At 61.5% G+C, this 25,077-nt stretch carries 25 protein-coding genes and 3 pseudogenes; 14 read left to right on the top strand and 14 right to left on the bottom strand.

The genetic code is table 11. The features are described from left to right. Positions 1-444: 444 nt before the first annotated feature. Complete coding sequence (locus tag NKH21_RS10395; RefSeq protein ID WP_352864717.1) at positions 445-1,191, bottom strand: Crp/Fnr family transcriptional regulator; 747 nt, start codon at positions 1,189-1,191, stop codon at positions 445-447. 154 nt (positions 1,192-1,345) lie between these two features. On the opposite strand from NKH21_RS10395, the gene hemN reads away from it, so the two are divergent. Continuing rightward, on the top strand, positions 1,346-2,695 hold the full coding sequence (gene hemN / locus NKH21_RS10390; protein ID WP_352864714.1) for an oxygen-independent coproporphyrinogen III oxidase: 1,350 nt from the start codon (positions 1,346-1,348) through the stop codon (positions 2,693-2,695). Between the two features lie 558 nt (positions 2,696-3,253). On the opposite strand, the gene queE is transcribed toward hemN, so the two are convergent. The 3 genes from queE to queC are packed head-to-tail and all read right to left on the bottom strand — an operon-like array spanning position 3,254 to position 5,039. Then, positions 3,254-3,988, bottom strand: a complete 735-nt coding sequence (gene queE / locus NKH21_RS10385; protein ID WP_352864712.1) for a 7-carboxy-7-deazaguanine synthase QueE — start codon at positions 3,986-3,988, stop codon at positions 3,254-3,256. Next, positions 3,985-4,341, bottom strand: a complete 357-nt coding sequence (queD, locus tag NKH21_RS10380) for a 6-carboxytetrahydropterin synthase QueD (RefSeq protein ID WP_352864709.1) — start codon at positions 4,339-4,341, stop codon at positions 3,985-3,987. The genes queE and queD overlap by 4 nt, the downstream gene beginning before the upstream one ends. Further along, positions 4,341-5,039, bottom strand: coding sequence for a 7-cyano-7-deazaguanine synthase QueC (gene queC / locus NKH21_RS10375; RefSeq protein ID WP_352864706.1), 699 nt, complete (start codon positions 5,037-5,039; stop codon positions 4,341-4,343). The genes queD and queC overlap by 1 nt, the downstream gene beginning before the upstream one ends. Before the next feature lie 366 nt (positions 5,040-5,405). On the opposite strand from queC, the gene NKH21_RS10370 reads away from it, so the two are divergent. The 4 genes and pseudogenes from NKH21_RS10370 to NKH21_RS10355 all read left to right on the top strand — a co-directional run. Then, positions 5,406-5,585: a hypothetical protein gene (locus NKH21_RS10370; protein WP_352864704.1), complete on the top strand. Its 180-nt coding sequence runs from the start codon at positions 5,406-5,408 to the stop codon at positions 5,583-5,585. Positions 5,586-5,650: 65 nt separating this feature from the next. Continuing rightward, on the top strand, positions 5,651-6,040 hold the full coding sequence (locus tag NKH21_RS10365; RefSeq protein ID WP_023722055.1) for a hypothetical protein: 390 nt from the start codon (positions 5,651-5,653) through the stop codon (positions 6,038-6,040). Positions 6,041-6,072: 32 nt separating this feature from the next. Beyond that, positions 6,073-6,201: a hypothetical protein gene (locus NKH21_RS10360; RefSeq protein WP_352864700.1), complete on the top strand. Its 129-nt coding sequence runs from the start codon at positions 6,073-6,075 to the stop codon at positions 6,199-6,201. 201 nt (positions 6,202-6,402) lie between these two features. Then, positions 6,403-6,567, top strand: a pseudogene (locus tag NKH21_RS10355) (LysR family transcriptional regulator); the annotation flags it as partial. Here the strand turns inward: NKH21_RS10355 and NKH21_RS10350 are convergent. Together NKH21_RS10350 and NKH21_RS10345 are read right to left on the bottom strand one after the other, a co-directional pair. Then, positions 6,554-7,759 carry a beta-ketoacyl-[acyl-carrier-protein] synthase family protein gene (locus NKH21_RS10350; RefSeq protein WP_023679610.1) on the bottom strand — a complete coding sequence of 402 codons (1,206 nt, stop codon included), beginning with the start codon at positions 7,757-7,759 and terminating at the stop codon, positions 6,554-6,556. The pseudogene NKH21_RS10355 and the gene NKH21_RS10350 sit on opposite strands and share 14 nt — an antisense overlap. Further along, the gene (locus NKH21_RS10345) at positions 7,760-8,035 is read right to left on the bottom strand and encodes an acyl carrier protein (RefSeq protein ID WP_352469359.1); all 276 of its coding nucleotides are present in this window, start codon (positions 8,033-8,035) and stop codon (positions 7,760-7,762) included. It abuts the gene before it with no gap. A 574-nt stretch (positions 8,036-8,609) separates the two neighbouring features. Here NKH21_RS10345 and NKH21_RS10340 point away from each other — a divergent pair. Together NKH21_RS10340 and NKH21_RS10335 are read left to right on the top strand one after the other, a co-directional pair. Further along, positions 8,610-8,711 (top strand): annotated as a pseudogene (locus tag NKH21_RS10340) (LysR family transcriptional regulator); the annotation flags it as partial. Positions 8,712-8,808: 97 nt separating this feature from the next. Continuing rightward, positions 8,809-10,138: pseudogene (locus NKH21_RS10335) on the top strand (IS1380 family transposase); the annotation flags it as partial. A 702-nt stretch (positions 10,139-10,840) separates the two neighbouring features. On the opposite strand, the gene NKH21_RS10330 reads toward NKH21_RS10335, so the two are convergent. Further along, on the bottom strand, positions 10,841-11,056 hold the full coding sequence (locus NKH21_RS10330; RefSeq protein ID WP_352453550.1) for a helix-turn-helix domain-containing protein: 216 nt from the start codon (positions 11,054-11,056) through the stop codon (positions 10,841-10,843). A 460-nt stretch (positions 11,057-11,516) separates the two neighbouring features. Beyond that, positions 11,517-13,340: a glutamine--fructose-6-phosphate transaminase (isomerizing) gene (gene glmS, locus NKH21_RS10325; RefSeq protein ID WP_352864927.1), complete on the bottom strand. Its 1,824-nt coding sequence runs from the start codon at positions 13,338-13,340 to the stop codon at positions 11,517-11,519. Between the two features lie 336 nt (positions 13,341-13,676). Here glmS and NKH21_RS10320 point away from each other — a divergent pair, with 336 nt between their 5' ends. Next, positions 13,677-13,967, top strand: a complete 291-nt coding sequence (locus NKH21_RS10320) for a hypothetical protein (RefSeq protein ID WP_352864696.1) — start codon at positions 13,677-13,679, stop codon at positions 13,965-13,967. 176 nt (positions 13,968-14,143) lie between these two features. On the opposite strand, the gene NKH21_RS10315 is transcribed toward NKH21_RS10320, so the two are convergent. The 6 genes from NKH21_RS10315 to panB all read right to left on the bottom strand — a co-directional run bounded on the left by NKH21_RS10315 (position 14,144) and on the right by panB (position 18,266). Beyond that, positions 14,144-14,455 (bottom strand): DUF2285 domain-containing protein, encoded by a 312-nt coding sequence (locus tag NKH21_RS10315; protein ID WP_245278728.1) that lies wholly within the window; start codon positions 14,453-14,455, stop codon positions 14,144-14,146. Positions 14,456-14,612: 157 nt separating this feature from the next. Continuing rightward, complete coding sequence (locus NKH21_RS10310; RefSeq protein ID WP_352484151.1) at positions 14,613-14,987, bottom strand: transcriptional regulator domain-containing protein; 375 nt, start codon at positions 14,985-14,987, stop codon at positions 14,613-14,615. Further along, entirely contained in the window at positions 14,984-15,634 is a 651-nt protein-coding gene (locus tag NKH21_RS10305; protein ID WP_352542119.1) for an acyl-homoserine-lactone synthase, read from the bottom strand. The genes NKH21_RS10310 and NKH21_RS10305 overlap by 4 nt, the downstream gene beginning before the upstream one ends. Positions 15,635-15,728: 94 nt before the next feature. Then, a complete protein-coding gene (locus NKH21_RS10300; protein WP_352474702.1) occupies positions 15,729-16,454 on the bottom strand; it encodes a LuxR family transcriptional regulator in 726 nt (241 codons plus the stop codon). A 94-nt stretch (positions 16,455-16,548) separates the two neighbouring features. Further along, positions 16,549-17,409, bottom strand: coding sequence for a pantoate--beta-alanine ligase (gene panC / locus NKH21_RS10295; protein WP_352786069.1), 861 nt, complete (start codon positions 17,407-17,409; stop codon positions 16,549-16,551). Beyond that, complete coding sequence (gene panB, locus NKH21_RS10290) at positions 17,406-18,266, bottom strand: 3-methyl-2-oxobutanoate hydroxymethyltransferase (protein ID WP_352549642.1); 861 nt, start codon at positions 18,264-18,266, stop codon at positions 17,406-17,408. The genes panC and panB overlap by 4 nt, the downstream gene beginning before the upstream one ends. Before the next feature lie 171 nt (positions 18,267-18,437). Between panB and NKH21_RS10285 the strand changes: the two genes are divergently transcribed. The 6 genes from NKH21_RS10285 (at position 18,438) to NKH21_RS10260 (ending at position 25,066) form a co-directional block, all read left to right on the top strand. Then, positions 18,438-19,406: an NUDIX hydrolase gene (locus tag NKH21_RS10285; protein ID WP_352864690.1), complete on the top strand. Its 969-nt coding sequence runs from the start codon at positions 18,438-18,440 to the stop codon at positions 19,404-19,406. 67 nt (positions 19,407-19,473) lie between these two features. Further along, a complete protein-coding gene (gene nadA / locus NKH21_RS10280) occupies positions 19,474-20,448 on the top strand; it encodes a quinolinate synthase NadA (RefSeq protein ID WP_352508058.1) in 975 nt (324 codons plus the stop codon). Next, positions 20,445-21,986: an L-aspartate oxidase gene (locus NKH21_RS10275; RefSeq protein WP_352864687.1), complete on the top strand. Its 1,542-nt coding sequence runs from the start codon at positions 20,445-20,447 to the stop codon at positions 21,984-21,986. Before nadA ends, NKH21_RS10275 begins: the two co-directional genes overlap by 4 nt. Further along, positions 21,986-22,840 (top strand): carboxylating nicotinate-nucleotide diphosphorylase, encoded by an 855-nt coding sequence (gene nadC / locus NKH21_RS10270; protein ID WP_352864684.1) that lies wholly within the window; start codon positions 21,986-21,988, stop codon positions 22,838-22,840. Before NKH21_RS10275 ends, nadC begins: the two co-directional genes overlap by 1 nt. 91 nt (positions 22,841-22,931) lie before the next feature. After that, on the top strand, positions 22,932-23,930 hold the full coding sequence (gene bioB / locus NKH21_RS10265) for a biotin synthase BioB (protein ID WP_352864925.1): 999 nt from the start codon (positions 22,932-22,934) through the stop codon (positions 23,928-23,930). Continuing rightward, a complete protein-coding gene (locus tag NKH21_RS10260; protein WP_352864681.1) occupies positions 23,927-25,066 on the top strand; it encodes an 8-amino-7-oxononanoate synthase in 1,140 nt (379 codons plus the stop codon). The genes bioB and NKH21_RS10260 overlap by 4 nt, the downstream gene beginning before the upstream one ends. Positions 25,067-25,077: the final 11 nt, after the last annotated feature.

The following is a 25,077-nucleotide window of genomic DNA, read 5'->3' as shown; positions in this document are numbered from 1 at the left end:
GCACCGGCCGCCACGCTTACGGACAGGCCCGGCGTCCCCGGTCTGGCCGGGTATGGAGGCGATCGCGGGCGTGTGGGAAGCGCGCCTTCTGTGACGCTGGAAAGTAGGCCGATGCCTTGCCGAACGTCGATCGTTTCAATGCCTTGGGACAGCCAGCGCCAGCGTTGCGCTGCCTTCGTGACATTCATGGTTCGGGGGAACGGCGATTTTCCCCTGCGTATGAGGCGTATTGACTTCGGCCGAGTGCAATCCTGCCTGGAACAGCCGGTTGCACGTCGAGCACCTCGAGGATGGATGCTTCGCCGACGAGTTGGCCGAAACACACCTGGCTCAGGCGATCGGATGAAGAGCGGGCTGTCGCTATGCGGCTTCTTCTAAGCCCAACGCGAGCATGCCCTGCCCCGAACGAAGTAAGTGACGTAGGCCATGCAGCTTCGGTGTCATTCAAACGGCGGTTGCGCCTCGGCCGCCGCAGCGCCGTTCCAGCCGGCTCATGCTGTCCACGGTGACACGGCGGTTGTTCTCGATCCGAATCACGCCGTCCATTCTCAGGCTGGTCAGCTGACGGCTCACGGTCTCGTTTGTAATTCCAAGGAAATCAGAGATGTCGGCACGCGTCATCGGCAGCTCGAAGCACGCCGACCTAGCCGCCGGGTCAACACTGGAACCGATGTTCCGGGCGATCATGAGGAGAAAGCTCGCCACCTTCTCCGGTGCGGTCTTGCGCCCCAGAGTCACCATCCATTCGCGTGCCTCGTCGAGTTCGTTCAGCGCCTGCTTGAGCAGGCGATGCACAAATTCCGGTGATTCCTTCATCAACCGTTCGATGGCCGCTCTCGGAAACGAGCATAGCGAGACAGCTGTTGCCGCTTCCGCATTGATCGCGCTTTTCATCTTGAAGGGCCGTCCCAGAAAATCCGGCGCGAACTGGAGACCGACGATCTGCTGGCGGCCGTCCGAAAGGCTCTTCGTGAGCTTCACCACGCCTGAAAGCACGTTTGAATAACAGTCGACCGCCTCGGCGTCGCCGATCAGTTCGACCCCCGGCTCGATATTGTGCCGCGACGACGTCTTGGCGAGCTGAGCCAAATGGTCTGGTTCGAGCGCACCACAGACACCGCGGTGCCGTGCCTCGCAAGACAGGCAAAGAACGGGAATGCCGGAACTGTGAATGTCCTGCCGTAATGTCATTCGATCGCTCTACCGGTCCAGTGCGGGCAGGATAGCAATCGACGGTAGAAAAATCCTTGCGGCAGTTTGTCCGTGCTGAAGGTTGATCGAAATCAGGGCTTAGGCTCATCCAAGCATCCACAGTTCCGGCGACGCAAACACGGTGGACCACGACATGCGACTGCAGCTAGCTGCCAGACTTGGCGAGAACGTCCCGCGCTATACCAGTTATCCGACCGCGCCGCATTTCCATGCGGGGGTCGATGCCGTCGTTTACCGAGGCTGGTTGGAGGCGCTCGAAGGTGGTGACGAGATCTCGCTCTATCTGCACATCCCGTACTGCGACAAGCTTTGCTGGTTCTGTGCCTGCCATACCAAGCAGACACGCCACTACGAACCAGTGACCACATATCTTCGCTCACTGCATGCCGAGATCGCCACCGTCGCCGGTCTTGTCGCAGGCAAGGGCCGCGTGCGTGCCGTCCATTTCGGCGGCGGTTCGCCAACGATGCTCAAACCGGAGGATCTGGTGGCGCTGGGAACCGCCCTGCGCAACAGTTTCACCTTTCTTCCCGGCGCCAAGATCGGCGTCGAAATCGAACCCAATGATATGGACGATGCCCGCCTCGACGCACTCGCCGAAATCGGCATGACCCGTGCGAGCCTCGGCGTCCAGGATTTTGACCCGAAGGTGCAAAAGGCAATTAACCGCGAGCAGAGCTTTTTGCAGACCAAAGCGGTAGTCGACGGCGTTCGTTCGCGCGGCGTCGAATCGGTCAATCTGGACCTGCTCTACGGCTTGCCACACCAGACCAGGGAGAGTGTCTCCTCCACCGTCGCGCAGGCACTGACCCTGGAACCGGATCGGATAGCGCTTTTTGGCTACGCCCATGTGCCGTGGTTCAAGAAACATCAGACGATGATCGACGAGGCATGGCTGCCGGGTCCGGCAGAGCGGTTTGCTCAATCGCAACTTGCGGCGCGGGCGATCGTGGACCAGGGATACGAAGCAATCGGGCTCGACCATTTCGCCAAACCGGGCGATGCCCTCGCGCTTGCCGCCCGCGCCGGAACACTGCGCCGGAACTTCCAGGGCTATACCGAGGATCGCTGCGAGACCTTGATCGGCCTTGGCCCGTCATCCATCAGCCAGTTTCGCCAGGGCTATGCACAGAACATGCCTTCGACCGCCGAGTATGGACGCATGGTTGCTGATGGCGGGCTGGCCGCTGTTCGGGGTATCGCGCTTTCCGACGACGACCGTGTTCGCGGCTGGATCATCGAGCGATTGATGTGTGACTTCGCCTTCTCGGCGATTGAGCTGGTGGAGCGCTTTGGCGAAGCCGGCCAAAGACTTCTCCTCAAGGCGAGTTCCACGGCTCTTCATGGTCCTGCGCGGCTGCTTGAACTTGATGGTGACCGCTTCGTCGTGCCGGCGGAAAGCCGGCCCTTTGTCAGAAGCATCGCGGCGAAGTTCGACAAATATTTCGAAAGTGGAACGGCCAGGCACTCAGCGGCAGTCTGAGCTCCGCAGAGGAACGGTCATGGTTCTCAGTCGATCGTGAACCGATTGCGCTACGTTTTTCACTGTTGACCGGCGACCGTCGTGTCAAGACAGGATTCGGAGCGGACCAGACGCGTCTTGGCATAGCGACGATATCGTCCGGTCGTGCCTTCCGGCGCCGTATTCCATTTCGCAGTCCCTGAAGCGCCACGTCGAGTCCGGCCTCTTTTCTGTATCGGAAGCAGTCGACAATCGTCCTGGCCAGATCATGGTTGTCGGCCGACAGCTCCCTTCGGCCTTGCAACGAGAATCCGCAAGGACCGTGCCAGCTGCAGCAGGCGCCGCCGGATCGCACCACCACACTATCCACCCGTGGCTCGCGCTAACCTTTGATTGGTTCGCGCCAGGCCGACCCCCGTCGAAACCGAGCCTCGGCAACAATCCTAATCGTAAGCGGCTGGCCACGCTCTTGGTGCCGGTGGTAGAAGTCCGCAAGCACCCCGGCAGCGCCTTCAAGCGTGGGACAACCCGTCCACCCGAATATTCGTCGGCGCAGTTTCAGTGAAAAGCGGGCCTAGGCTACACAGCTCTCTTGTTACCCCAGAGCATAACGTGCAGCTGCGGCAGCACACGGGCTTCGAACCACCTGTCGCGGGTCACGCTATCAACCAGCCACTCCATGCGCTTCAATATTCCGTCAAGGTCGACAGGCGCGTCTTCATTTGCGGGGCGTGGCGGCGTGTGATTGCCGGGTTGCAGATAGATCGGAAGCCGCGGAAATCTCGCAGCGGCGTCTTTCGCGTAGGCGTAGTCCCTTTCGTCGAAAACAATGAGCTTGAGCACGATTTGTGGCCTGCCTTGTGCCGCCTGGAGGCACGCCTCGAAAGCGGCCCAATCGGTCGTCATTTGGCTTGACGGCGGCTTTGGGCTGAGGACTAGCACGTCAAGGTCGGTAAACCAGTCCCTGGCCACCGAACCTTGGGTTTCCAGCGCAAAACGGTAACCTTCACCATGGCCTCGCTCGATGAGCGCGCCGAGCGGCTGGATGGCCGGATTGCCGCCTGACAGCGACACCATCAGCGGGCGGCCACCGGAAAGCGCAAGCACGTTTTGCCACACCGCGCCAATGGACATCATCTCCCATTCGTGGCGGAATTGATTGTCCACCGCATGCAGGCTGTCGCACCAGGAACAGCGATAGTCACACCCGCCGGTTCTGACGAAGACCGTCGGCAATCCGATGAGCACGCCCTCGCCCTGGATCGTCGGCCCGAAAATCTCACTCACGCGGATTGCGGGATGCGTATCGGTCATGGCCGGTATTCCGCCCAGGTTTTCGGCGTTTCGCTCACCCGCACGGCCGAGGTTTCGCGCAGGCGTGCCTTGCACCATTCATAAAAATGTCTGGCCAGATATTCCGCCGTGACTTGCTCATGCCCCAGCACCTCGTTGAGATGTCGGTGGTCGAAGCTCTCGTCGATGTAGCGTTTGAATGGCGCCAAATCGTGATAGTCGCGCACGAAGCCGTGCTCGTTCAGTTCCTTCGCCGAAAGCTCTACTTCGACGATGTAGTTATGCCCGTGCAGGCGCGCGCATTGGTGCTCGGGCGGCAAAGAGGTGAGCTGATGCGAGGCCGAGAAGTGGAATTCCTTAGTGATGCAGAACATTACACGATCCTCCTGCGCAGCGCGTCGAGCCAGAAGTCGGAGTCCTCGTACTCGGTGGGGTCCGGGTGCCCTGCAAGATGAAACGCCTCGCGCCGCTCGACGCAGGTCCCGCACCGTCCACAGTGACGCTCGCCGCCCTTGTAGCAGGACCAGGTCTGCGCAAATGGTGTGCCGAATCTTGCTCCATCCTCAACGATGTCCGCCTTCGTGAGGTTCACATAAGGCGCATAAAGGCGAATCTTCGCGTAGCCGTCGAGCGCATGGTCCTGCATCATCTGGAAAGCGTCGATGAAGGCCGGACGGCAGTCGGGATAAATGAAATGATCCCCACCATGCACGGCCGTCGCCACCGCGTCAGCGTCGTGCGCTGCGGCGAAGCCGAAGGCAATGGCCAACATGATGGCGTTCCGGTTCGGCACCACCGTGACCTTCATCGTGTCTTCGGCGTAGTGCCCGTCGGGCACGTCCACATTATCGGTCAGCGCGGAGCCGAAAAGGCCGCCGCCGATTTCGTGGATGTCGACGATGCGGTGCGGGACGGTCAGTCGCTCCGCGCAAAGGGCGGCGAAGCCCAATTCCTTCCTATGCCGTTGGCCGTAATCGAAAGATAGGAGGCCGGCGAGTTCGTGCTCCGCTGCCACCTTGTGAGCAAGGGTAACGGAGTCCAATCCGCCGGAGCAGACGACGAGAGTCTTCATCGTTGGGTCCTTGTTTTAACCGGGTAGGCTGCGACCGGAGATTTCTCTGCGCTCCCATTACTTCAGGAAATCCATTTTGTGAAGTGAACGGGGAACGAGTTTCATGCGCTGACGTGCCGCTGTGTGCAAGGCGCCCTCGCGGTGAGCCTGCAAGGAACACGGACTAGCGAAACGTCACGCTTCAGCGGAATGCTCAAAGGCGAGCGCACCAGAATAAGCTCTGCAGGAGGTCCGGACCTTCGTAAACAAAGTTCTCGACGATCAAGCGCCCGGCGGTCCCGAGCTTCGAGGGACGCCACCGCGAGGGTTTCAGGTACTAGACGGCCCAAGGATGGGCTTGCCGCAAATAACGGACTTACCAGTGGGATGTTCAGCGACGCCGATGCAGATGTCTGGAATGATCACGACATCAATTGTCGCGGCAACTTTGGCTGGCCTGCTCCTCGGGTTCCGTACATCCAGGGCATTCCGCTTCAGGATCGGTTCGAACCGGAGCACTCCCTCGGTGAATGGACGTCCGGCAACAACCTGAATGATCGGTCGTGAGCCGACATCTGTGAACAAGCGGTGTGGTCGATTGCTATCACCCATGTGTTGCGCGCAGGTACCTTATGGCAGTGGATGAACTGGATTTGATGGTTTTACAGCTGGCGGTCGAAAGCGTCCGCTCGCTCTCCTTAAGCTTCGCTGAAAAAGCCGCCGAGGTAGCCACCAGGAGCCGCGGCATCCTGCTTTTCGACGTGCGGGTCGACGGTGACGCGGGGGTCCAGCGGGTCGCAGCCATCCGATATCAGGGCGACCAGATCGGCGTGCTGGCGTTGGACAGACAGGGCCTTGTTACCCACCATTGCATCGTCAACGGTACGTTCTCACATTTCATTGCGCCCTTGGAGAACTGGCACAGCATGCCCCTGTCGATGCAGGCCAAGATCGATGCCAACGGCCATGCCAGTCTCTTCCTAGGGGCCTTGCGAAATGCCGGACATTTGCTGGGCAGCTAGCATTTGGCCAGAATGCATCTGTGAATTTTTCCATGCGCATCGCTGCCGACAGCGCCGGCATGTTTGTCGTGCTCGAAAACGGCTGCGGCGATCGCGGCAAAGCGATCGCCGCGATGATGGCGATCTACGCGTGGGCGTTGCATCGATGCGCGATCGTTTAGACAGAGGTCTCCGCCTGGCATCGAGCAACATGCACGGAGGTACGCAAAGCGCAAATGCATCAAGTATTTGAAGGGACGAGCCCCTCCCTCTGCGGCTTCCAGACATTGTCGTGTACAGCTTAAGACCCTCAAGCCGAGCCCGCAGGGCCTCGCTTACCTTTTACGGGGCGGCGGTACGTCCAAGCCGCTTCAACAGTTAAGAATTTCGCAAAGACGATACCCCCGGATCGTCGAGCTTCCGCTGCCACTTCCCGCATTCGCCGAGGCGGTCAATGACCCGCCCTTCACAATAGTTATCCGGCAAGCATCTGGATGCGAGAGATAATGTTGCCGGAGGCATCTCTCATGGCTTCTACACCTGCCTGAACGCCAGAACCGCGTTCGTGCCGCCAAAGGCGAAGGAGTTGCTCAGTGCCACGCGCACCTTGCGCTCGCGTGCCACATTGGGCGTGACGTCGAGATCGCAATCGGGGTCCAGCTCACGATAATTGGCAGTCGGCGGCACGACGCTCTCGCGGATAGCCATCACGCAGGCGATCAACTCGAGCGCGCCGGACGCGCCGAGGCAATGCGCGTGCATGGACTTGGTAGAAGAAATGGACATTGAGAAGGCGTGCTGACCGAAGACGCGCTTGATCGCCGCCGTCTCGATCTGGTCGTTGGCCTTGGTGCCGGTGCCGTGCGCGTTGAGATAGTCGACATCCTCGGCGTCCAGCCTGGCATCGGCAAGGCAGGCCCGCATTGCTGCCTCCGGCCCCTCGACAGTCGGCGCGACGATGTCGGACGCATCGGCGGAAAGGCCGGCACCGGCAATTTCGGCAAGGATGGTGGCGCCCCGAGCCAGGGCATGCTCGTAGCTTTCCAGCACCGCCATGCCGGCGCCTTCACCAAGCGACAGGCCCTGGCGATCGGCCGAGAATGGCCGGCAAGTATCGGGCGAAAGCACGCGGATCGCTTCCCATGCCTTCAGCACACCCCATATGAGCGGCGCTTCGCTGCCGCCGGCAAGCATCACGTCGGCCCGGCCGAGCCTGATCTGGTCCACCGCGCAGGCAATCGCATGGTTTGCCGAGGAACAGGCGGACGTGACGCCGAAGACCGGCCCGCGCAGGCCGAGACTCATGCTGACCTGGCCGGCAGCGGCACCCGGCATCGCCTTGGGTACAGTCAAGAGAGCGGCACGCTTACCGCCCAGAAGGATGGCGCGGTAGGTTTGCTCGATCGCATCCCACCCGCAGCCGCCAACGCCCACCGTCGCACCGAAGCGATAGCTATTTCCCTCTTTGGAGGAAAGTCCGGCCTGACGCATGGCTTCGCGCGCCGCAAGCACAGCGAGCAGGCTGAAGCGGTCCATGGAGATGAGTTGCTTGCCGTCGATGTCATGCTCCGGCAGCGCCTTGATCTCGGCACCGATCCTGACCCTCAATTCATGGAGCTCGGAGTTGACGATTGGGCCGATGGCGGAGCGGCCTTCTCGCATCTCTCTCCAAATGGCGGCGGCGTTGGTCCCAAGCCCGCAAATCCCGCCAATCCCAGTAATCACGACGCGCCTGTCCATTCACACCGCCTTAGCGAGCAAGCTGCGCACGGCTTCCACCATGTCCCCAACATTCTGGAGATCCGACCATGCCTCGGCCGTATTCATCTCGATCTCGATGCCGTAGGCCTGCTCCAGGTCCCAGAGAACGTCCGCCAATCCCAGTGAATCGATACCGAGCGAAGTCAGTCCCGTGGCAGCCGTTATCTCGCCGCCTGTGGCAGGCGCTATGCCGCCCTCCGACGCGGCGCGCTTCTTGATCATGGCGATTATTTCGTTGGCGAGTTGATCTGCCATCTTGTTCCTTTCCAGCTTGCGTTTTCGGCGTCGTTGAAAACCCGAGTCGCGTCGCGTTGCCAAAATTGCCCCTCATAGAGCCTGTGCGACCGACCAAGCCCAATGCCCATAGGAACCGGACGAGTTCCGGCTTCTGCGGCGTCAGCCCGATGACGAAGAAAAGTCGCCGGCCTCCCGCTTTTGCGCCAGCACATCAAGAATCTGCGTGTAAATGGATAGGAACCGTCGTCAAACGTCAGCTAAACGCTGCGACGGTGGGTGCTGTCAGCGTATTCACTCGGCACCTCATATGTAATCGAGATGTTTCATAGCTCCGGACCATTGCGATCAACTATTGTACCGGTCCGCCATTCGTCGGAGAGTTCGACATGATCGGAGCGCTGCCTCTCATTCCCAGTACAATCTCCACCGCACGCGACAGATTTCCTCTTTCGGGCTCTTCTCAAGGGACTCGCCACGCGATAGAGGCAGTGATCGGCGCACGTGAGGTCCTGCCAAGTCCATGCGACATTCCGGAAAATTGGTAAAATCGTTTGTTTCAATCAAATGCATCCACGCTATGGATAGCTAAGACATGCGTTTCAAAGGGCTCGATCTGAATCTTCTCGTCGTTCTCGACGCGCTGCTGAGCGAGCGCGGCCTCACGGCGGCGGCACGCCGCATCAACCTAACCAAATTCATGGGGGTTGGTGGATGTGGCGCAAGCCGTTGAAATGACGTAGGATTTGGTTGCTTAAGCCGATCCGAACCATTTCCCGGAGACCACACCCACCATGAACGATCTTGCGCTGCCGCTGAGCGGTTTGTCATCAGTCGGCGGCAAGTCCGTCGTCGCCCGTTTCGACGGCGGCATGCTGTCGTCCAACAGCGGCGTTCTGGCCTTGGCCGAGGTGGAAAAGCGGTTGCGGGTGGCCGAGCGTCTGGCGCGTTGCATCGACGATCCGCGCTGCCCGGACCAGGTCGTCCACAGCCTGGCGGACATGATCGGCTTTCGCATGAAGATGATCGCCGCCGGCTACGAGGACGGCAACGACGCCAACCGGCTGCGCCGCGATCCGGTCTTCAAGATGGCCCAGGATGCGCTGCCGTCGGGTCGGGATCTGGCGTCGCAATCGACGCTGTGCCGGCTGGAGAACCTACCCGGCGTGCGGGAGCTGGTCGCGATGGGACGGGCGATGGTCGATCTCTATTGCGCCTCGTTCCGGCAGGTGCCGAAGCGGATCGTACTCGACATTGACGACACCTTCGACGCTGTGCACGGAGGCCAACAGCTTCGCCTGTTCAATGCCCACCATGACGAGTACGGCTTCCAGCCGATCGTCGTGTTCGATGGTGCGGGACGGTTCGTCAGCGCGATCCTGCGACCGGCCAAGCGGCCGAGTGGGGCTGAGATCCGCCCCCACCTGCGCCGTCTGGTGCGGGCGATCCGGATCAACTGGCCGAACATTCGAATCCTGCTCCGCGGCGATAGCCATTATTGCAACCCGCAGGTCATCGACTGGTGCCGCGCCAACGACGTCGACTTCATCTTTGGCCTCGCGCCCACCACGACCCTGCGCAAGCATGTCGCGGATCTGGAGGCCAGCACGACGGCGCGCTTCGAAGCGTCGGCCAAGACAGGCAAGGTCCGCAGGTTCAAGGAGTTCGTTGACGGCGCCGCTAGTTGGAGCCGCGTCGAGCGCATCATCGCGCGGGTCGAGGTCGGCGCCCAAGGTGGCGATATCGCTTCGTCGTCACCAACCTTGCCGGTGGGAAGGCCAAGGCGCTCTACGAGGATGTCTACTGCCGGCGCGGCGCGGCCGAGAACCACATCAAGTCGTGGAAGACGCATCTTGCCGCCGACCGCACATCCTGCACCAGAGCGACGGCCAACCAGTTCCGGCTATTCCTGCATGCCGGTGCTTACTGGTTGATGTGGGCTTGCGGGCCGCGATGCCGAGGCGCTCGAGCTTTGCCGTCGCCCAATTCGACACGCTGCGATTGCGCCTCATCAAAATCGCTGCGCGGGTGGTCGAGATGAAATGGCAAATCCGCCTGCACCTGCCGACATCGTGCCCCGACCAGCGCATCCTGCGCATCGTCCTCGATCGCATCCCCCAACTCGCGACATACGATGGGGGCAGACGCCCCGAAACGAACCCGTCGACCGCAACCTGCAAACCCCCGCCTGCCATCACGACGGAGCAATCCCGGCGCCTGACGAGGCGCGTGGAAAAGCACCGCAACGGCGACCACAACGTCGCTTCAGGCCGTCAAAAGCTTATCGCCGTGCATCAAGGCGGCTAGAAGCGCGCCGGCAGCCTGGCGGGGGGCTTGGGGTTAGACTGCCGGCGCACGCCACTCATGAAGAGCGGCCCCTTTTTGCGGTTCCGACACCCATAGTCAACCCGGCAGCGTCTGGATGCCCGCTGTGCTCTTTTCAGAGCGGCTCGCGATGCCGGCCATGTCGGCCGATCCTGCCTAGGATGGGGGGCCACTCTCGTCGGCCGAGTTGATGCTCCAGCCAGTATCGTCTTGCCAACCAGCATGGGTTCGCCGTTAGCAATCCATCCTCGCGAGCCAATGCTATCGTGCACGTGTCGCAGCACTCCGGGCGGCTATATCGCCTAAGACAGCATGACGAAGCGTTCCAACTTCCTGTTCGGCGAGCCCGTGTGCAGTTCCTGACTCGGACAGTGGACGAGAATTCTTTTGGCGGTACTGCGCCAGAAGGCATTCGCGTCCAACGGAATCAAGCGACGACTATCAGCCGCAAACGTCACATCACAAGAGCGGTCTTCCACCCATTGCAGATTATCCGACTGATCAGGCGGCGTCCGATATGTCCGACTCTGCCTCAAGGATTCCCACAGGTATGGACAGCGATCTCGCTATCCGATTCCGATAGCCCTTATTGTACTTTAGACCCCGCTCGATGTTTTGGATTTCCTGAGCGGCAAGCCCGCACGCGACCGCGAGGTCCTCGATTGAATACCCAAGGTGCTCACGATAAGCGCGGATGATGTGGGTCCCCTGCGACATAGCCGTCAAGACTGGCTCGGGAATGCGCGAATCCTTCATAAACATCTCCAAGAAGATGGGAGCGCCTGACAAATCGGGAGATTTCCTCCCCGACCCTGGCGCACACCCAGCAAATCAAAAAAATGGACGTCCATTCGGCCGGACCGGCCTCATCCATGGAATGGGCCACTTGAAATTGGCAGCCGGGTCGGAATATGGCGGCTCACCTGCTTCTGATCAAGTTCTAAGAACCTGCCCGCCATGAGATGGCCTGATCGGCTGTAGCGCATTCGACCTGCGATCCTACACGACTCATTCTCCCCGATGGCTTTCTTGAACAGCAACTCGAACTCTCACTGACGCCTCCAGTGGCTATTCGCGGCACCGTCCACCCAGCCTCGCGGACGCTGATACCTTCGACCAATTTCCACCGCCGATGCAGCGAAGATGGACAAGCATCGCCACCTATAAAGGTTCACAATCACTCGACCGTGACCGATTTTGCGAGATTGCGCGGCTGGTCTACGTCTGTGCCCATGAAGAGCGCCGTGTGGTAGGCAAGAAGCTGTATCGGCAGCGAGAAGATCATCGGCGCGATAATCTCGTCGACAGCCGGCAACACGAGCGTGTGCATGGTGTTGAGTTTCGATGCGGCTGCCCCTTTTTCATCGGTGATGAGGATAATCCGCCCTCCACGGGCAGCCACTTCCTGCATGTTGGAGACGGTCTTGTCGAAAAAGCGATCATGGGGCGCGATGACGATCACTGGCATGTTGTCGTCGATCAATGCGATCGGACCGTGCTTCAATTCACCCGCCGCATAGCCCTCGGCATGGATGTAGGAAATCTCCTTGAGCTTCAGCGCACCTTCCATCGCTAGCGGGAAACTGGTGCCACGGCCGAGATACAGGACGTCACGACACTTTGACAGTTCGCGCGACAGGAACTCGATCTCCGGCTGGATGCTGTTGAGTACCTGGCCCATGACGCGCGGCACTTCGGCGAGGCTCCTGACGAGCGCCTGCAGCTCGTCTTCGGTTACGGTCCCGCGGGCTCTGGCGGCGCCGATGGCGAGTGCGGCTAGAACCGCAAGCTGGCAGGTAAACGCCTTGGTGGAGGCGACGCCAATCTCCGGTCCGGCAAGGATCGGGAAGACCGCATCGGCCTCCCGAGCGATGGTCGATTCGCAGGCATTGACGATAGCGCCAATTTTCAGCCCACGCTCCTTGCAGTACCTCAACGATGCGAGCGTATCGGCGGTTTCGCCGGACTGCGAAATGAAAAGAGCCGCCGACTGCGGCGACAACGGGATCTCGCGGTAACGGAATTCGGACGCAACGTCGATTTCAACCGTCAGGCGCGCATAGCGCTCGAACCAGTATTTTCCGATCAGTCCGGCGAGATAGGCGGTCCCGCAGGCCGAGATCGCCAAGCTCGGGATCCTGGCGAAATCGATGCCAGAAACCATGTCGGCGCGATTCTCTATGATGTTGCTATAGTGACGGAGAGCATGGGCGATGACTTCGGGCTGCTCGTAGATTTCCTTCTCCATGAAGTGGCGATGATTGCCCTTGCTGGCCAGATCGGCCGCGGCCGTGGAGGTATGGCGCGGACGCTCGACGGGATGGCCGTCGAAATCGAAGATATGGGCGCCCGAATTGCCGACAATGGCCCAGTCGCCCTCGATGAGATAGGTAATTTCATTGGTGAAGGGAGCAAGCGCGATCGCGTCGGAGCCCAGGAACATCTCGCCGTCGCCGTGACCGATCGCCAGCGGTGGTCCGTTGCGCGCCGCCATGATGGTCGACGGATCATCTTCGAAGAGGACGGCAAGCGCATAGGCGCCCCTGACGCGTTTCAGCACGGCACGCATCGCCTCTTGCCGCCTCATGCCCTCCCGGCGGTGTCTTGCCAAGAGATGCGCGATGACCTCGGTGTCGGTGTCGGTCTGGAACTCGGCGCCAGCCGCCGCCAATTCGTCCTTCAGCTCGTTGAAATTCTCGATGATCCCGTTATGGACGACGGCGACACCGTCGGTAAAGTGCGGGTGCGCATTGCGTTCCGTCGAGGCCCCATGGGTTGCCCAACGCGTGTGGCCGATGCCGATGTTGCCGCTCAGCGGCTCTTCCTTCAGTCTCCTCTCGAGATTGACGAGCTTGCCCTCGGCGCGCCGGCGGTGCAAGGCACCTTCGGTGATCGTCGCAACGCCGGCGGAATCATAGCCGCGATATTCCAAACGCTTCAATGCGTCGACTAACCGATCCGACACCGGCTGTTGCCCAACGATGCCAACAATCCCGCACATGTTCGTCTTCCCATTCTTGCCGGCAGCTTCAGCCCACGCGAGACGGATACCCATCCGGCCGCTTTCATTGGGGATCTTGTAGTAGTATTCGGTAATATTGGTACAATTGATTGTAGGCATAACTATCATCCACCCCATGGATGAGCCCCTGATCTAAACTTCTCGTTGCGCCTGACGCCCTCATGACCGAACGCAAGCCCACACCCCGCGGCACGAAGGACCAATCGGCCATGCGCGACCATCCCGGCTACGCACCTGACACGAAGCGCCGCCGCTCGTAATCACGCGGTGATCGGCGTGATCACAAGCACTGTAGTTAGGCAGCATCAGCGACGCATGATCGGCATCATCATCATCGGCAGCGTGGGCGCCATCGGCATGATTCACGTGTTCGTCACGTTGATCATAATCATCGTCGCCGCCGATCAAGTTTCTGATTGCCTGCCGCTGTTGACGCCGCTTTCGCCGGTAGAGCTTAGCCCGCGATGGCCTATCAATACGCTGATGGTCGGCATGGCCGAAACCGAGAGTCAGGCGGCGCAGGCCACAGAGCACGTTCAGCGACCGTTTCAGTCAGCGCCGGCTTTGTCGGGGTTCGTAACGGTCATCAGGATTCTCGGGGCATGAATGCACTATCACGAAAACGTTGGTTCTCAGTGCTTCGTCCGTATTACTCAAACCCGATTCCCGCAGCGGAAGAACTAGGCGCGTGTCACGTCTTGTACAAGGCCCAATAGCAGTGAGAAATGGAGATTGATGCCTGCGCGTTTTCGAATAAGACAATCACCAAGCTGTCACCCGAATTACATCAGGAACTGTCTATAGCCGCCGCCCATCAGGTAGCGGCCACGTTGGATGGCGCGACGCACCTGATCGCGAAGATGGCTACCGGGATGAGACCAATCTTCTTCGACACGGCGTCTCCCGAACAGGGCAATGGCGATCTCCTGATGAGATGCTCCCGCAAGCGAGCCATCCAAAGCCTGGAGCACGATACGCAGACGCGCTCCGCGGGGTTCCGGCGGAAAGCAAGCAGCTGCCAGGCGGCCGCAACCATTGATGTCGTTCAGGAACTGAAGGGCAGCGACATGGAACTTCAGGTGCTGCGGCTGCACGATCGCGTCGACATATAGCCGCAACGGGCGGAGAACGGATGCACCGGAAAGGGCGATCTGCAGACTCCGGCAGTCCTCCCTCAGCAGCACGTGCTGCACGCCGGCAGGTGTCAGCAGGATGTCCTTGCAGCATGAGAGCGAAGGGAGATCAAGCGGTTCAAAATCGTGGTCGAGCCCAACCGGCTCCGCGGCCGCTCGTAGAATACGGGCGCAGTCGCGCGGATCCCAAAAGACCCTTGCCGACGTAGCGTCCGACTGTGGCGCGTCCGCGAAAAAGGAGGCTCCATTGTCTTAGGAAAGATGATCCTGTCGTCAACTCGATTATCTTCATGTCGGCCTGGGCTCCGACAATGCAGGCGGACGGTGCCATTTTGGCGTGGTCGCGCTGAAATTGTGGATTGCGCCGAAGAAACTCCCAGGCCCAGGCAGTGCGTGGCAATCGTCTGGCGTAGTGGTAAGCTTCGTGACGACGCCAGTCCGGCCAGCATACAAGACCGACCGTCGCTTCCTTGGGCAGACCAGCATCCTTCACGGCTCAGGTGTCCACAATGCCGACGGGCCTAGAACCGGTTGCCACAGTACCGGTCCGCTCAGACGTCCCCTGCTGCGGATGCGCAAAAGGCTCGCGCGGGAAATCTCGAGAAACCCGGCCACCGCCTCCGTTTTGCCGACGGACTTGGGTTGTCCGATGCGCGACAATGGCCACGTCGCGAGGCGAAGGATCCGTTCCATGCGCGTGTCCGTCACCGTTACTATCCGGGTCAGATCCTTGGCCAAGCCGAACTCGATCATGCCCGCGAAGAGCTCGTAGGTTGCCTGGGCCAGTCCGCCCGCTGCCTTGGGCGCCGACGGAGGAAGATCGAGCGCGAAACGACTGCTCTCCCATATGTCGGAGGTCGAGGGCACGACGTCAGCACCCAGCAGCACCGGGAACGTGTCGCGCAACATTGTGGGTCCGGTGCTGGGCAAAAGACGCACGCAACCGCGAATTCGCCAGTCGGATCCCTTGAGGAGCAGATAGACAGGCTTCAGATCATCAAACGGGTCTGTTTCCATCTGGTCTTCGGTATCAACTTCCCAATCGAGCCTTTCCTTGAACACCCGAAACCTCAGCCCGTGCATCTCTTTGAGCTCGCTTGCGAACTCGTCGTAAAGGTCTGGTGTTATCAGCTGCATCATGGTCGCCTCCGTGCGGGAATGTGTTCCCGCCATCGAAGGGCAAAGCCGGCAGCGATGCAGCCTGTAGAGGTTTACAGCTATCGTGGCCGACGAATCAGGATCTCGCCTGGCCGGAGGCAGCCAGTCGTGCAACGGCCTGGTTGATCGTTCGAACGCCAAGCTTTGCCTTGGCGTTTTCCAGATGAAAGGTCACGGTGCGCTTTGAGACGCCGAGAAGCTGGCTGATAACCCAAGCCGACTTGCCGCGCGCCGCCCATTTCAGGCACTCGAACTCCCGCGGGGTGAGCGTTACACCATCCACCACGCGATCGTCGGCGAGCCTGCGCCGGACATGGATATGAAAGTTGATGGCCACCAGCTGCAATGCTTTTTCGTAACGTGTCAGTGACCGCAACAGAGGCGGGCGGGACTCGTCGGAAGCAAAGGTCAGGGCAGCAAACCGGCCGCGATGATCATGCATGGATATCGTCAGGCCGCCGCGGATGCCAAACTCAGCCGCACTCTCCAGAATTTGTTGCTGCGAATTCGGCAGACAGTGCCGAGCGCGATCCACACCCCAATCGAAGGTATCCCAGCCTTGCAGCCCGCGCAGGATGACCGGATCAAGACTGTGGTACCGCTGTTGCAGATAACGTGATGTCCAGGATGAAGGATAGTTTGAGATCAATTGCGGGGCGTCGCCGGGGGCCGACGGGTAAGTGAAATAGGCGAATAGCGGAAAATCGAAGCCGGCTGCAGCGGATGCCATTGCCTCACGGAGATCGGCAGCATCAACACTTGCAGACAGTTGCTCGACGAAGTTCTCAAACACGCGATGCATTTGCGCTTTGCGTAACCTCCGTGATCGCTCGATGCCAGGCAGAGACCTTGTTTTAAACGATCCCGGACGGATACAGCGCGTGCCGAGAACCCCGTTAATCTGTTGAAACCCGTGATATTCTGACGTTGTCTATGAGCCGTGTGCCGCCGAGCCAGGCCGCGACAAGCAAACGTGCAGGTCGGCCAAGGCTTGTCATGGGTCGCAAATCTGCCTCGTCGCGAAGTTCCAGGTATTCGATCTCGCGATAGCCTGCAGCCAGAATTGCTGCGCGCGCTTCGGCAAGCGTTGGCAGGACGGGCGAGCCGCGGGCAAGCCGCTCAGCCGTCTCGAGCAAGACCGATGGTAGCTTGTGGGCAACAGCACGCTCTGCTGGCGAGAGCCGGACATTGCGCGATGATAGTGCAAGACCGTCGGCTTCGCGGACTGTCGGACAAGGAACAATGGTGATTGGAATATCCAGGTCCCGGGCCATACGCCTGACTAGCTGAAGCTGCTGAAAGTCCTTTTCGCCAAAGAAGCCGAAGTCAGCGCTGGTCTGCAGGAAGAGCTTGGCGACGACGGTCGCCACGCCATCGAAATGTCCCGGCCGGAAGGCACCGCACAGGCCCTCGCTGACACCGGACACCGAAACGGTCGTGGCGAAGGCCGCCGGATACATTTCCTCTGCATCCGGCGCATAAAGCAGGTGCGCGCCAAGCGGTGCCAGCTTGGCGGCATCCTCGTCCTCGGTGCTCGGATACGCGGCGAGATCGGCCTGGCTGTTGAATTGCTTCGGGTTGACGAAGAGCGTCACGATCACCCGGTCGGCCTTCTCGAGTGCCGCGCGCACCAGGCTGAGATGGCCCTCATGCAGGACGCCCATCGTTGGCACCACGGCAATCCCCACGCCCTCGCCGCGCCATGCGGCGACGATTTCGCGAAGCCGGGCAACGCTCCTGACAATCGGCACGCTCACGCTGCTTCTCCGCTCTTGGCCGCGTCCGCGTCGGCGGGCTTGGGCGCATCGGCAAACACGTGCTCGGCGGCCGGAAACTGGCGCTCCTTCACTTCCCGCGCATAGGCCGCGATCGCAGCCGCAGCGGCCTCCCCCAGTTCAGCATAGCGCTTGACGAATTTGGGCCGGAAGTCGCCGAAGAGGCCCAGCATGTCGTCGACGACGAGAATCTGGCCGTCACAGGCTGCCGAGGCACCGATGCCAATGGTCGGGGTCGCCACCTCCCCGGTGATCCGGCGGGCGAGCGCCTCGGGAACCTTCTCCAGCACGACCGCAAAGGCGCCCGCTTCGCTCACCGCAAGCGCATCGCGCCTGATGCGCTCGGCATCCCCGCCTCTGCCCTGCACGCGGTAGCCACCGATGGTGTTGATCGCCTGCGGCGTCAAGCCGACATGGGCCATGACCGGCACGCCGCGAGCGGCGAGGAAGCCGATCGTCTCTGCCATCGTTTCGCCGCCTTCGAGCTTGACGGCCGCGCAGCCGGTCTCGGCCATGACGCGCGCGGCATTGCGGAAAGCCTGCTCGGGGCTTTCCTCGAAGGAACCGAACGGCAGGTCGACGACCATCAGCGCCTGCTCGAGGCCACGGCGCACGGCCTGGCCGTGCGTGATCATCATCTCCAGCGTCACACCGAGCGTCGAGGGCAGGCCGTGGAGAACCATGCCGACGCTGTCGCCGACCAGCACCACATCGCAATGGGGATCGACAAGCCGGGCGACTGGCGTCGTGTAGGCGGTAAGGCAGACGAGCGGCGTCCCACCTTTGCGCGAACGAATATCCGGCGGTGTGATCGCCTTGGTGTCACCAAACGCACTCAATGGACCCTCCTTCCCCAACGTTACCAACCGCGGGTGTCGCGTTTGCCACATTTTTGTGCAAGTGCGAAGAGCTAAAAATGGCCGTGCAGCTGTGCGGTGTTGACGTGCGGACAGGCGCGCTTACACTTAAATCGATTCAGGCGCCCCCGAGCACCAGCCACTTTCGCGAACATGAACGATCAGGCAAAAGGACCCAGGAAAGACAGAGCCGCCGTCAAGGCGGACGAAGTCAAAGTGGACCTGATCGCCTTTGTCGTCGCCGTAAACGACAGTGAACCCTGTGTCCTCACCATCGGCCAGGCGGACACCCTGCCCTCCGGACCATTTGCGCTTGAGCACCGATCGCTGCAATCCGGTTTGAGGGGGTGGGTCGAGCAGCAGACCGGCCATCCGCTGGGGTATATTGAGCAACTCTACACCTTCGCGGATCGGGATCGCATCGGCGCCGAGCGCCAGCAGCGCGTCATCTCCATCAGCTATCTCGCATTGACCCGCAAGGAACAGGCAGCTGGCTCGCCCAAGTGCGGCTGGCAGAGCTGGTATGAATATTTTCCATGGGAGGACCACCGCTCCGGCACGCCTCCGGTCGTGCTGGACGTTCTGCGACCGCGCCTGATTGAATGGGCAGACGGCGTCAGCGACGCGGCCACGCGACGTGAACGCTGGCAGCGGGCGACGATAGCCTTCGGCTTCGACGACCGCCTTTGGAACGAGGAACTCACGCTTCAACGCTATGAGTTAGTCTACGAAGCAGGCCTGGTCCAAGAGGCCGGAAGCGGACGGGACGCGACGCTGCCTCCGCTGGTGCCCAGCAAGTCTATGGTCGCCGATCATCGCCGCATCGTGGCGACCGGCATTGCGCGGCTGCGCTCCAAGATCAAATACCGGCCGGTCGTCTTTGAGCTGATGCCGCCGGTCTTCACGCTTTTGCAGCTGCAGCGAACGGTGGAGGCGCTTGCCGGCAGGCTCGTGCGTAAGCCGAACTTTCGCCGGCTGATTGAGCAGCAGGAGCTGGTCGAAGAGACCGGAGAGGCAACCGCGGAGACCGGCGGCCGGCCAGCGAAGCTTTACCGGTTCCGCCACGCCGTTCTCGACGAGAGGGTCATCGCCGGGACAAAATTGCCGCTGGCGCGGGGTTGACATCGCTTATACTCACAGCAAGTATATGCTGGTTATTTTCACCTAGAGTATAAGCTGGGAGGGGTCGATGAGCGCCATGCTGCCTGCGACCGCGTTTCTCTACGAGCGCGTCCGACGAGTGATCCCGCCGATCGAATGGCCGGCTTTCGTCGAGGATATCGAGGCGATCCTTGCACTGAAGCGCGAGCGCAACGCCATCATCCTGGCGCACAACTATCAGACCCCCGAGATCTTCCATTGCGTGGCCGACATCGTCGGCGACAGCTTGGCACTGGCCCGCACGGCTGCGACGATCGAGGCGCAAGTCATCGTGCTGGCCGGCGTACATTTCATGGCCGAAACGGCCAAGCTGCTCAATCCGCAAAAGACGGTGCTCATTCCCGACCTGCGGGCAGGCTGTTCGTTGGCGGAATCGATCACGGCAGAAGACGTGCGCTTGATGCGCCAGCGTTATCCCGGCGTGCCGATCATCACTTATGTCAACACGTCGGCCGAAGTGAAAGCCGAGTCGGATATCTGCTGTACATCCGGCAACGCCAAGGCGGTCGTCCAATCCCTTGGCGTTCCCCAGGTGATCATGTTGCCGGACGAATATCTGGCCCAGAATATCGCCGCCCAGACCGATGTGCAGATCATCGCCTGGAAAGGGCATTGCGAGGTGCATGAGCGCTTTACACCGGCCGACATCCGCGAGTTGCGCGAAAGCCATCCCGGCGTGATCGTGCTCGCGCATCCCGAATGCCCGCCCGACGTCGTGGCTGAAGCAGATTTTTCCGGCTCGACCGCTGCCATGTCCGACTATGTCGAAAGGCAAAGGCCGGCACGTGTCGTGCTGATGACGGAATGTTCGATGAGCGACAACGTCGCGTTAGCGCACCCAGAGGTCGAGTTCATCCGGCCCTGCAATTTGTGCCCGCACATGAAGCGTATCACGCTTGCCAACATCCGCATGGCGCTCGAGCAGAACCACCATATCGTAACCATCGAACCCGGGATCGCCGGGCGCGCGCGGCTTGCGGTCGAACGGATGCTGGCAATTTGAGCGCCGATGTCCGCAGCTTCTTCGGGCGGCCCATCATCATCGGCGGCGGCATCGCCGGACTGATGACCGCGCTTCAACTGGCGCCGGAGCCGGTGCTGCTTCTGTCCAGGACGCTGCTGGGAGCTGACAATTCGAGCACGTGGGCACAGGGTGGTCTGGCTGCAAGTTTCGGCGAAGACGACGATCCGGCACTGCATCTGGCCGATACGCTTGCCGCCGGGGATGGTCTCTGCGACACAGACGTGGCGAGCCGCATCCTCCAAGCCGCGCCCAAGGCGATAGAGGGGCTTGCGGGCTTTGGGGTTCCCTTCGACCGTACGCCGAAAGGATCACTGTGCCTCGGATTGGAGGCCGCACACAGCCGACGTCGCATCGTTCATGCGCATGGTGACGGCACCGGGCGTGAGATCATGCGTGCCCTGATCGCGGCTGTGCGTTCCACTCCGTCGATTGTTCTCGTGGAGGGCGTGGAAGCGCGCCGGCTGGCGGTGCGAGAGAATGCGATCCGAGGCGTCTGGGCGAGCGGTTCGATAGGACCTGTCTTCTTCGGCTCACGGCGGGTCGTCCTCGCCACCGGTGGGATCGGGGGACTGTTTCTCGACACCACCAATCCTTGCGGCAGTTGCGGACAGGGCCTGGCGCTTGCGGCCCGCGCTGGAGCTGTCCTTGCCGACCTCGAGTTCATCCAGTTCCACCCGACCGCGCTTGACGGCCCGGAACGCCCTATGGTGCTGGTCAGCGAGGCCGTCCGCGGCGAAGGTGCTGCCCTGATCGACGAAACCGGCCAGGCTTTTCTCCAGAGCGTGCTAGGGGCGGAACTTGCGCCTCGTGATGTCTTGGCGCGCGCCGTCTGGAACCATCTTGCCAACGGCCACCGTGTTTTTCTCGACGCGCGGCAACGGCCTGGCCCGGAATTCGCTCGACACTTCCCGACAATCGCATCAGCCTGTCGTGGAGCGGGCATCAATCCCGCGCGCGATCTCATCCCCATTCGTCCGGCCCAACACTACCACATGGGTGGCGTTGCCGTGGACGGCTCCGGTAGGACGTCCGTCAAGGGGCTGTGGGCCTGCGGCGAAGTCGCTTCGACAGGACTGCATGGCGCCAACAGGCTCGCCAGCAATTCCTTGACCGAGGCCGTCGTATGCGCGCGCTGGGTCGCTGAAAGTGTCGCTGGAACGCCTGCTCGCAGAACAAAGCCTGCGTTTGCGGACGTTTACCCATCGCCCGCTCCGACACCCGTGCGTGTTTTCCTGTCGCGCGCACTCGGCATCGTCCGGGATGGTGAAGGTTTGAAAGCAGCCGCACGTGCCTTATTGCCGCTCGCCGAAAGCAAGGACGCGGCCTCGGATCCGGCGGCTGTCGGGCTAATGATCGCGGTTGCCGCCCTGTTGCGCGAAGAAAGCCGCGGCGCTCATTACCGGACAGACTTTCCTCATCATGCGACTGTCGCCCGACGGTCCGAAATCACCCTCGAAGCCGCCTTGGCCGCTGCGCGGGAACTCGGACACTCGCCAAGCCTCGAAGGGGCAAAGTGATGACGCTCTCACCGCTTCCCACGGTCATGCTTGAGCCGCTTGTAAGGGCAGCTCTTCTTGAAGACCTTGGCAGAGCCGGCGACCTGACCTCGGATGCGGTCGTACCGAAGGACCATCATGCGACAACCGTGCTGACAGCCCGCCAGGCCGGAACTGTCGCCGGGCTCGATCTGGCGATGCTCGCCTTCCGGCTCATCGACCAGAACGTCGACATGAAGGTGGAGCGAGCGGACGGCAGCGAAGTCGTGCAAGGGGAGATCATTGCATCGGTGAGCGGTCCGGCCCGGGCCATACTCACAGCGGAACGGACGGCGCTGAATTTTCTCTGTCACCTGAGCGGGATCGCTACGGCGACGGCATCCATCGTCGCGGCGGTCCGCGGGCACAGCGCGAAGATCGTCTGCACGCGCAAGACGACGCCCGGATTGCGGGCAGTCGAAAAATACGCCGTGCGCGCAGGTGGCGGATCCAATCACCGCTTCGGCCTCGACGACGCAATTCTGATCAAGGACAACCACATCGCCATCGCAGGCGGCGTTCGCCCGGCGCTCGAGCGAGCACGAAGACGGGCCGGTCATCTCGTCAAGATCGAGGTCGAGGTCGATACGCTGGCCCAGTTGGAGGAGGTACTTGGCTTCGCTCCCGATGCGGTTCTGCTCGACAACATGTCCCTCGCCGATCTTCGCCGCGCCGTCGCAATCGTTGGCGGCCGTGCTATCACCGAGGCTTCTGGCGGGATCGCATCCGATACAGCGCGAGCGATTGCCGCGACCGGCGTTGATCTGATTTCGGTCGGCCGACTGACCCACAGCGCGCCGATCCTGGATATCGGCCTCGACTATTGGGGCTCATGATCGCCTGAGGAACGAACAGGATCGAATCAACCTTTCCGATCGTCATCAATCAGACAGCAAAGCAAGGCAGAACCGGAGGAACAGCATGGACATGCAAACAGCCAGTCCAACGCAGACATCGCCACAGGCTCAATCCCCTGACCCTGGAGCGTGGACCCTGGAGAAGGCTCGGGCACTTCACGATGCCCCCTTCAACAATCTCCTCTTCCTCGCGCAAACCGTGCACCGCCAGAATTTCGATCCCAACAAGGTCCAGCTCAGCCGGCTGCTCAGCATCAAGACGGGCGGATGCCCGGAGGATTGCGGCTATTGCAGCCAGTCGGCGCATCACGAGACCGGCCTGAAGGCGTCGAAGCTGATGGAGGTCCGGCGCGTCGTCGCCGAGGCGAAGAAAGCGCGTGACGCCGGCGCCACCCGCTATTGCATGGGCGCGGCCTGGCGAAACCCCAAGGCGCGCGACATGGATGCGGTGGTGGCGATGGTCGAAGGCGTCAAGGCGCTGGGCATGGAGACCTGCATGACGCTCGGCATGCTCGATCTTGAGCAGGCCGCTCGACTGAAGCAGGCTGGTCTCGACTTTTACAACCACAACATCGATACGTCGGAACGCTACTATAGCGAGATCATCAGCACGCGCAGCTTTGCCGAGCGGCTCGAGACGCTCGAGCACGTTCGCCAATCCGGCATCAAGGTCTGCTGCGGCGGCATTGTCGGCATGGGCGAGGAGCCGGTGGACCGGATCGGCATGCTGGTGACGCTGGCCAACCTGCCGGAACATCCGCAAAGCGTTCCGATCAACATGCTGATCCCGATCCCCGGCACCCCGCTTGCCGACGCCAAGTCCATCGAGCCGATCGAATTCGTGCGCGTGATCGCGCTGGCGCGCATCATGATGCCGAAATCGCATATCCGTCTTTCCGCCGGCCGTACGGCCATGACCGACGAGATGCAGGCGCTGTGCTTTTTTGCCGGCGCCAACTCGATCTTCGCCGGCGACACGCTGCTGACGGCGGACAATCCCGGTGAGGACAAGGATACCCTGCTGTTCCGGCGCCTTGGCATCGAGCCGATGGAACTCGAGGCGCAATGAACGGGGCACCGCTTGCCCGCTATGAGGCGACCTTGCAGGGACTGGCGCGCAAGGACCGGCTGCGGACGCTGAAGCCGCGCGCCGGGCGCGACTTCTCGTCGAACGACTATCTCGGGCTTGCCGCCTCGAAAAGACTTGGCGAAGCGGTTGCGGCGGCGATTGCGCGGGGCACGTCGGTTGGCGCCACCGGGTCGCGGCTGTTGCGCGGCAATGCGCCGGAACACGAGCAGCTCGAGGCAGACGCGGCGGCATTCTTTGGAGCCGACCGCGCGCTGTTCTTCGGCAGCGGCTACATCGCCAACTTCGCTTTGCTGACTGCGCTGCCGCAGAAGGGCGACCTTTTGGTCCTCGATGAGCTCGCCCATGCCAGCATGCATGAGGGGGCACAGGCCGGACGTGCCGAGTTCAAGCTGGCCGCGCACAACGACGTCGATGCTGTCGAGGACGCGATCAAGCGTTGGCGCGCCGAAGGCGGCATGGGATGCGTCTGGATTGCGGTGGAAAGCCTATACAGCATGGATGGCGACTGCGCGCCTTTGGAGAGCCTGGCCGCGCTTGCCGATCGGCACAACGCATTCATCGTCATTGACGAGGCGCACGCGACCGGCGTCTGGGGACCGGACGGCCGGGGGCTGGCCGCCGCTTTCGAGGGCCGCGACAACATCGTCGCGCTCCACACCTGCGGCAAGGCGCTCGGCGCATCTGGTGGGCTCGTGACCGGGCCGAGGACACTGTGCGAGTATCTGATCAACCGTTGCCGGCCATTCATCTACGCCACCGCGCCCTCGCCGCTGATGGCGGTCGCGGCGCGCGAAGCGCTCGCAATGCTCGCGGACGAGCCTATGCGGCGTTTTCAACTGCATGAACGCGTCGCCCTCGCAGGCCGCCAATTGGTCGATCGCTGCGGCGTGACACCAAGTGGCTCTCAGATCCAGCCCTTGGTGATCGGCGATGTCAGGCGCACCATGGCAGTGGCGGCGCGCCTGCAGGCCCACGGCTTCGACATACGCGGCATTCGTCCGCCGACCGTACCCGAGGGCACGTCGCGGCTGCGCATCTCACTGACGCTCAATATCGGCGAAGCCGACATTTCCGCCATGGTCGAGGCGCTCGTCGAGGTGTTGGCTCAGACATGACCGGAGGCGAC

The sequence above is a fragment of the Mesorhizobium sp. M1329 genome, assembly GCF_040318035.1.
Classification (GTDB): Bacteria; Pseudomonadota; Alphaproteobacteria; order Rhizobiales; family Rhizobiaceae; genus Mesorhizobium.
The sequence above is the reverse complement of the archived record's forward strand: the minus strand, read 5'-3'. Positions and strand labels throughout refer to the sequence as shown.

Coding starts and splice junctions, on each gene's coding strand:
- nadC (WP_352864684.1), top strand. CDS start 21,986: ATGACGCTCTCACCGCTTCCCACGGTCATGCTTGAGCCGCTTGTAAGG.
- NKH21_RS10345 (WP_352469359.1), bottom strand. CDS start 8,035: ATGGCAGATCAACTCGCCAACGAAATAATCGCCATGATCAAGAAGCGC.
- NKH21_RS10330 (WP_352453550.1), bottom strand. CDS start 11,056: ATGTCGCAGGGGACCCACATCATCCGCGCTTATCGTGAGCACCTTGGG.
- NKH21_RS10320 (WP_352864696.1), top strand. CDS start 13,677: ATGATCGGCATCATCATCATCGGCAGCGTGGGCGCCATCGGCATGATT.
- queC (WP_352864706.1), bottom strand. CDS start 5,039: ATGAAGACTCTCGTCGTCTGCTCCGGCGGATTGGACTCCGTTACCCTT.
- bioB (WP_352864925.1), top strand. CDS start 22,932: ATGCAAACAGCCAGTCCAACGCAGACATCGCCACAGGCTCAATCCCCT.
- NKH21_RS10300 (WP_352474702.1), bottom strand. CDS start 16,454: ATGCATCGCGTGTTTGAGAACTTCGTCGAGCAACTGTCTGCAAGTGTT.
- nadA (WP_352508058.1), top strand. CDS start 19,474: ATGAGCGCCATGCTGCCTGCGACCGCGTTTCTCTACGAGCGCGTCCGA.
- glmS (WP_352864927.1), bottom strand. CDS start 13,340: ATGTGCGGGATTGTTGGCATCGTTGGGCAACAGCCGGTGTCGGATCGG.
- queD (WP_352864709.1), bottom strand. CDS start 4,341: ATGTTCTGCATCACTAAGGAATTCCACTTCTCGGCCTCGCATCAGCTC.
- hemN (WP_352864714.1), top strand. CDS start 1,346: ATGCGACTGCAGCTAGCTGCCAGACTTGGCGAGAACGTCCCGCGCTAT.
- NKH21_RS10360 (WP_352864700.1), top strand. CDS start 6,073: ATGCGCATCGCTGCCGACAGCGCCGGCATGTTTGTCGTGCTCGAAAAC.
- NKH21_RS10370 (WP_352864704.1), top strand. CDS start 5,406: ATGTTCAGCGACGCCGATGCAGATGTCTGGAATGATCACGACATCAAT.
- NKH21_RS10365 (WP_023722055.1), top strand. CDS start 5,651: ATGGCAGTGGATGAACTGGATTTGATGGTTTTACAGCTGGCGGTCGAA.
- NKH21_RS10395 (WP_352864717.1), bottom strand. CDS start 1,191: ATGACATTACGGCAGGACATTCACAGTTCCGGCATTCCCGTTCTTTGC.
- NKH21_RS10350 (WP_023679610.1), bottom strand. CDS start 7,759: ATGGACAGGCGCGTCGTGATTACTGGGATTGGCGGGATTTGCGGGCTT.
- NKH21_RS10305 (WP_352542119.1), bottom strand. CDS start 15,634: ATGATGCAGCTGATAACACCAGACCTTTACGACGAGTTCGCAAGCGAG.
- queE (WP_352864712.1), bottom strand. CDS start 3,988: ATGACCGATACGCATCCCGCAATCCGCGTGAGTGAGATTTTCGGGCCG.
- NKH21_RS10285 (WP_352864690.1), top strand. CDS start 18,438: ATGAACGATCAGGCAAAAGGACCCAGGAAAGACAGAGCCGCCGTCAAG.
- NKH21_RS10260 (WP_352864681.1), top strand. CDS start 23,927: ATGAACGGGGCACCGCTTGCCCGCTATGAGGCGACCTTGCAGGGACTG.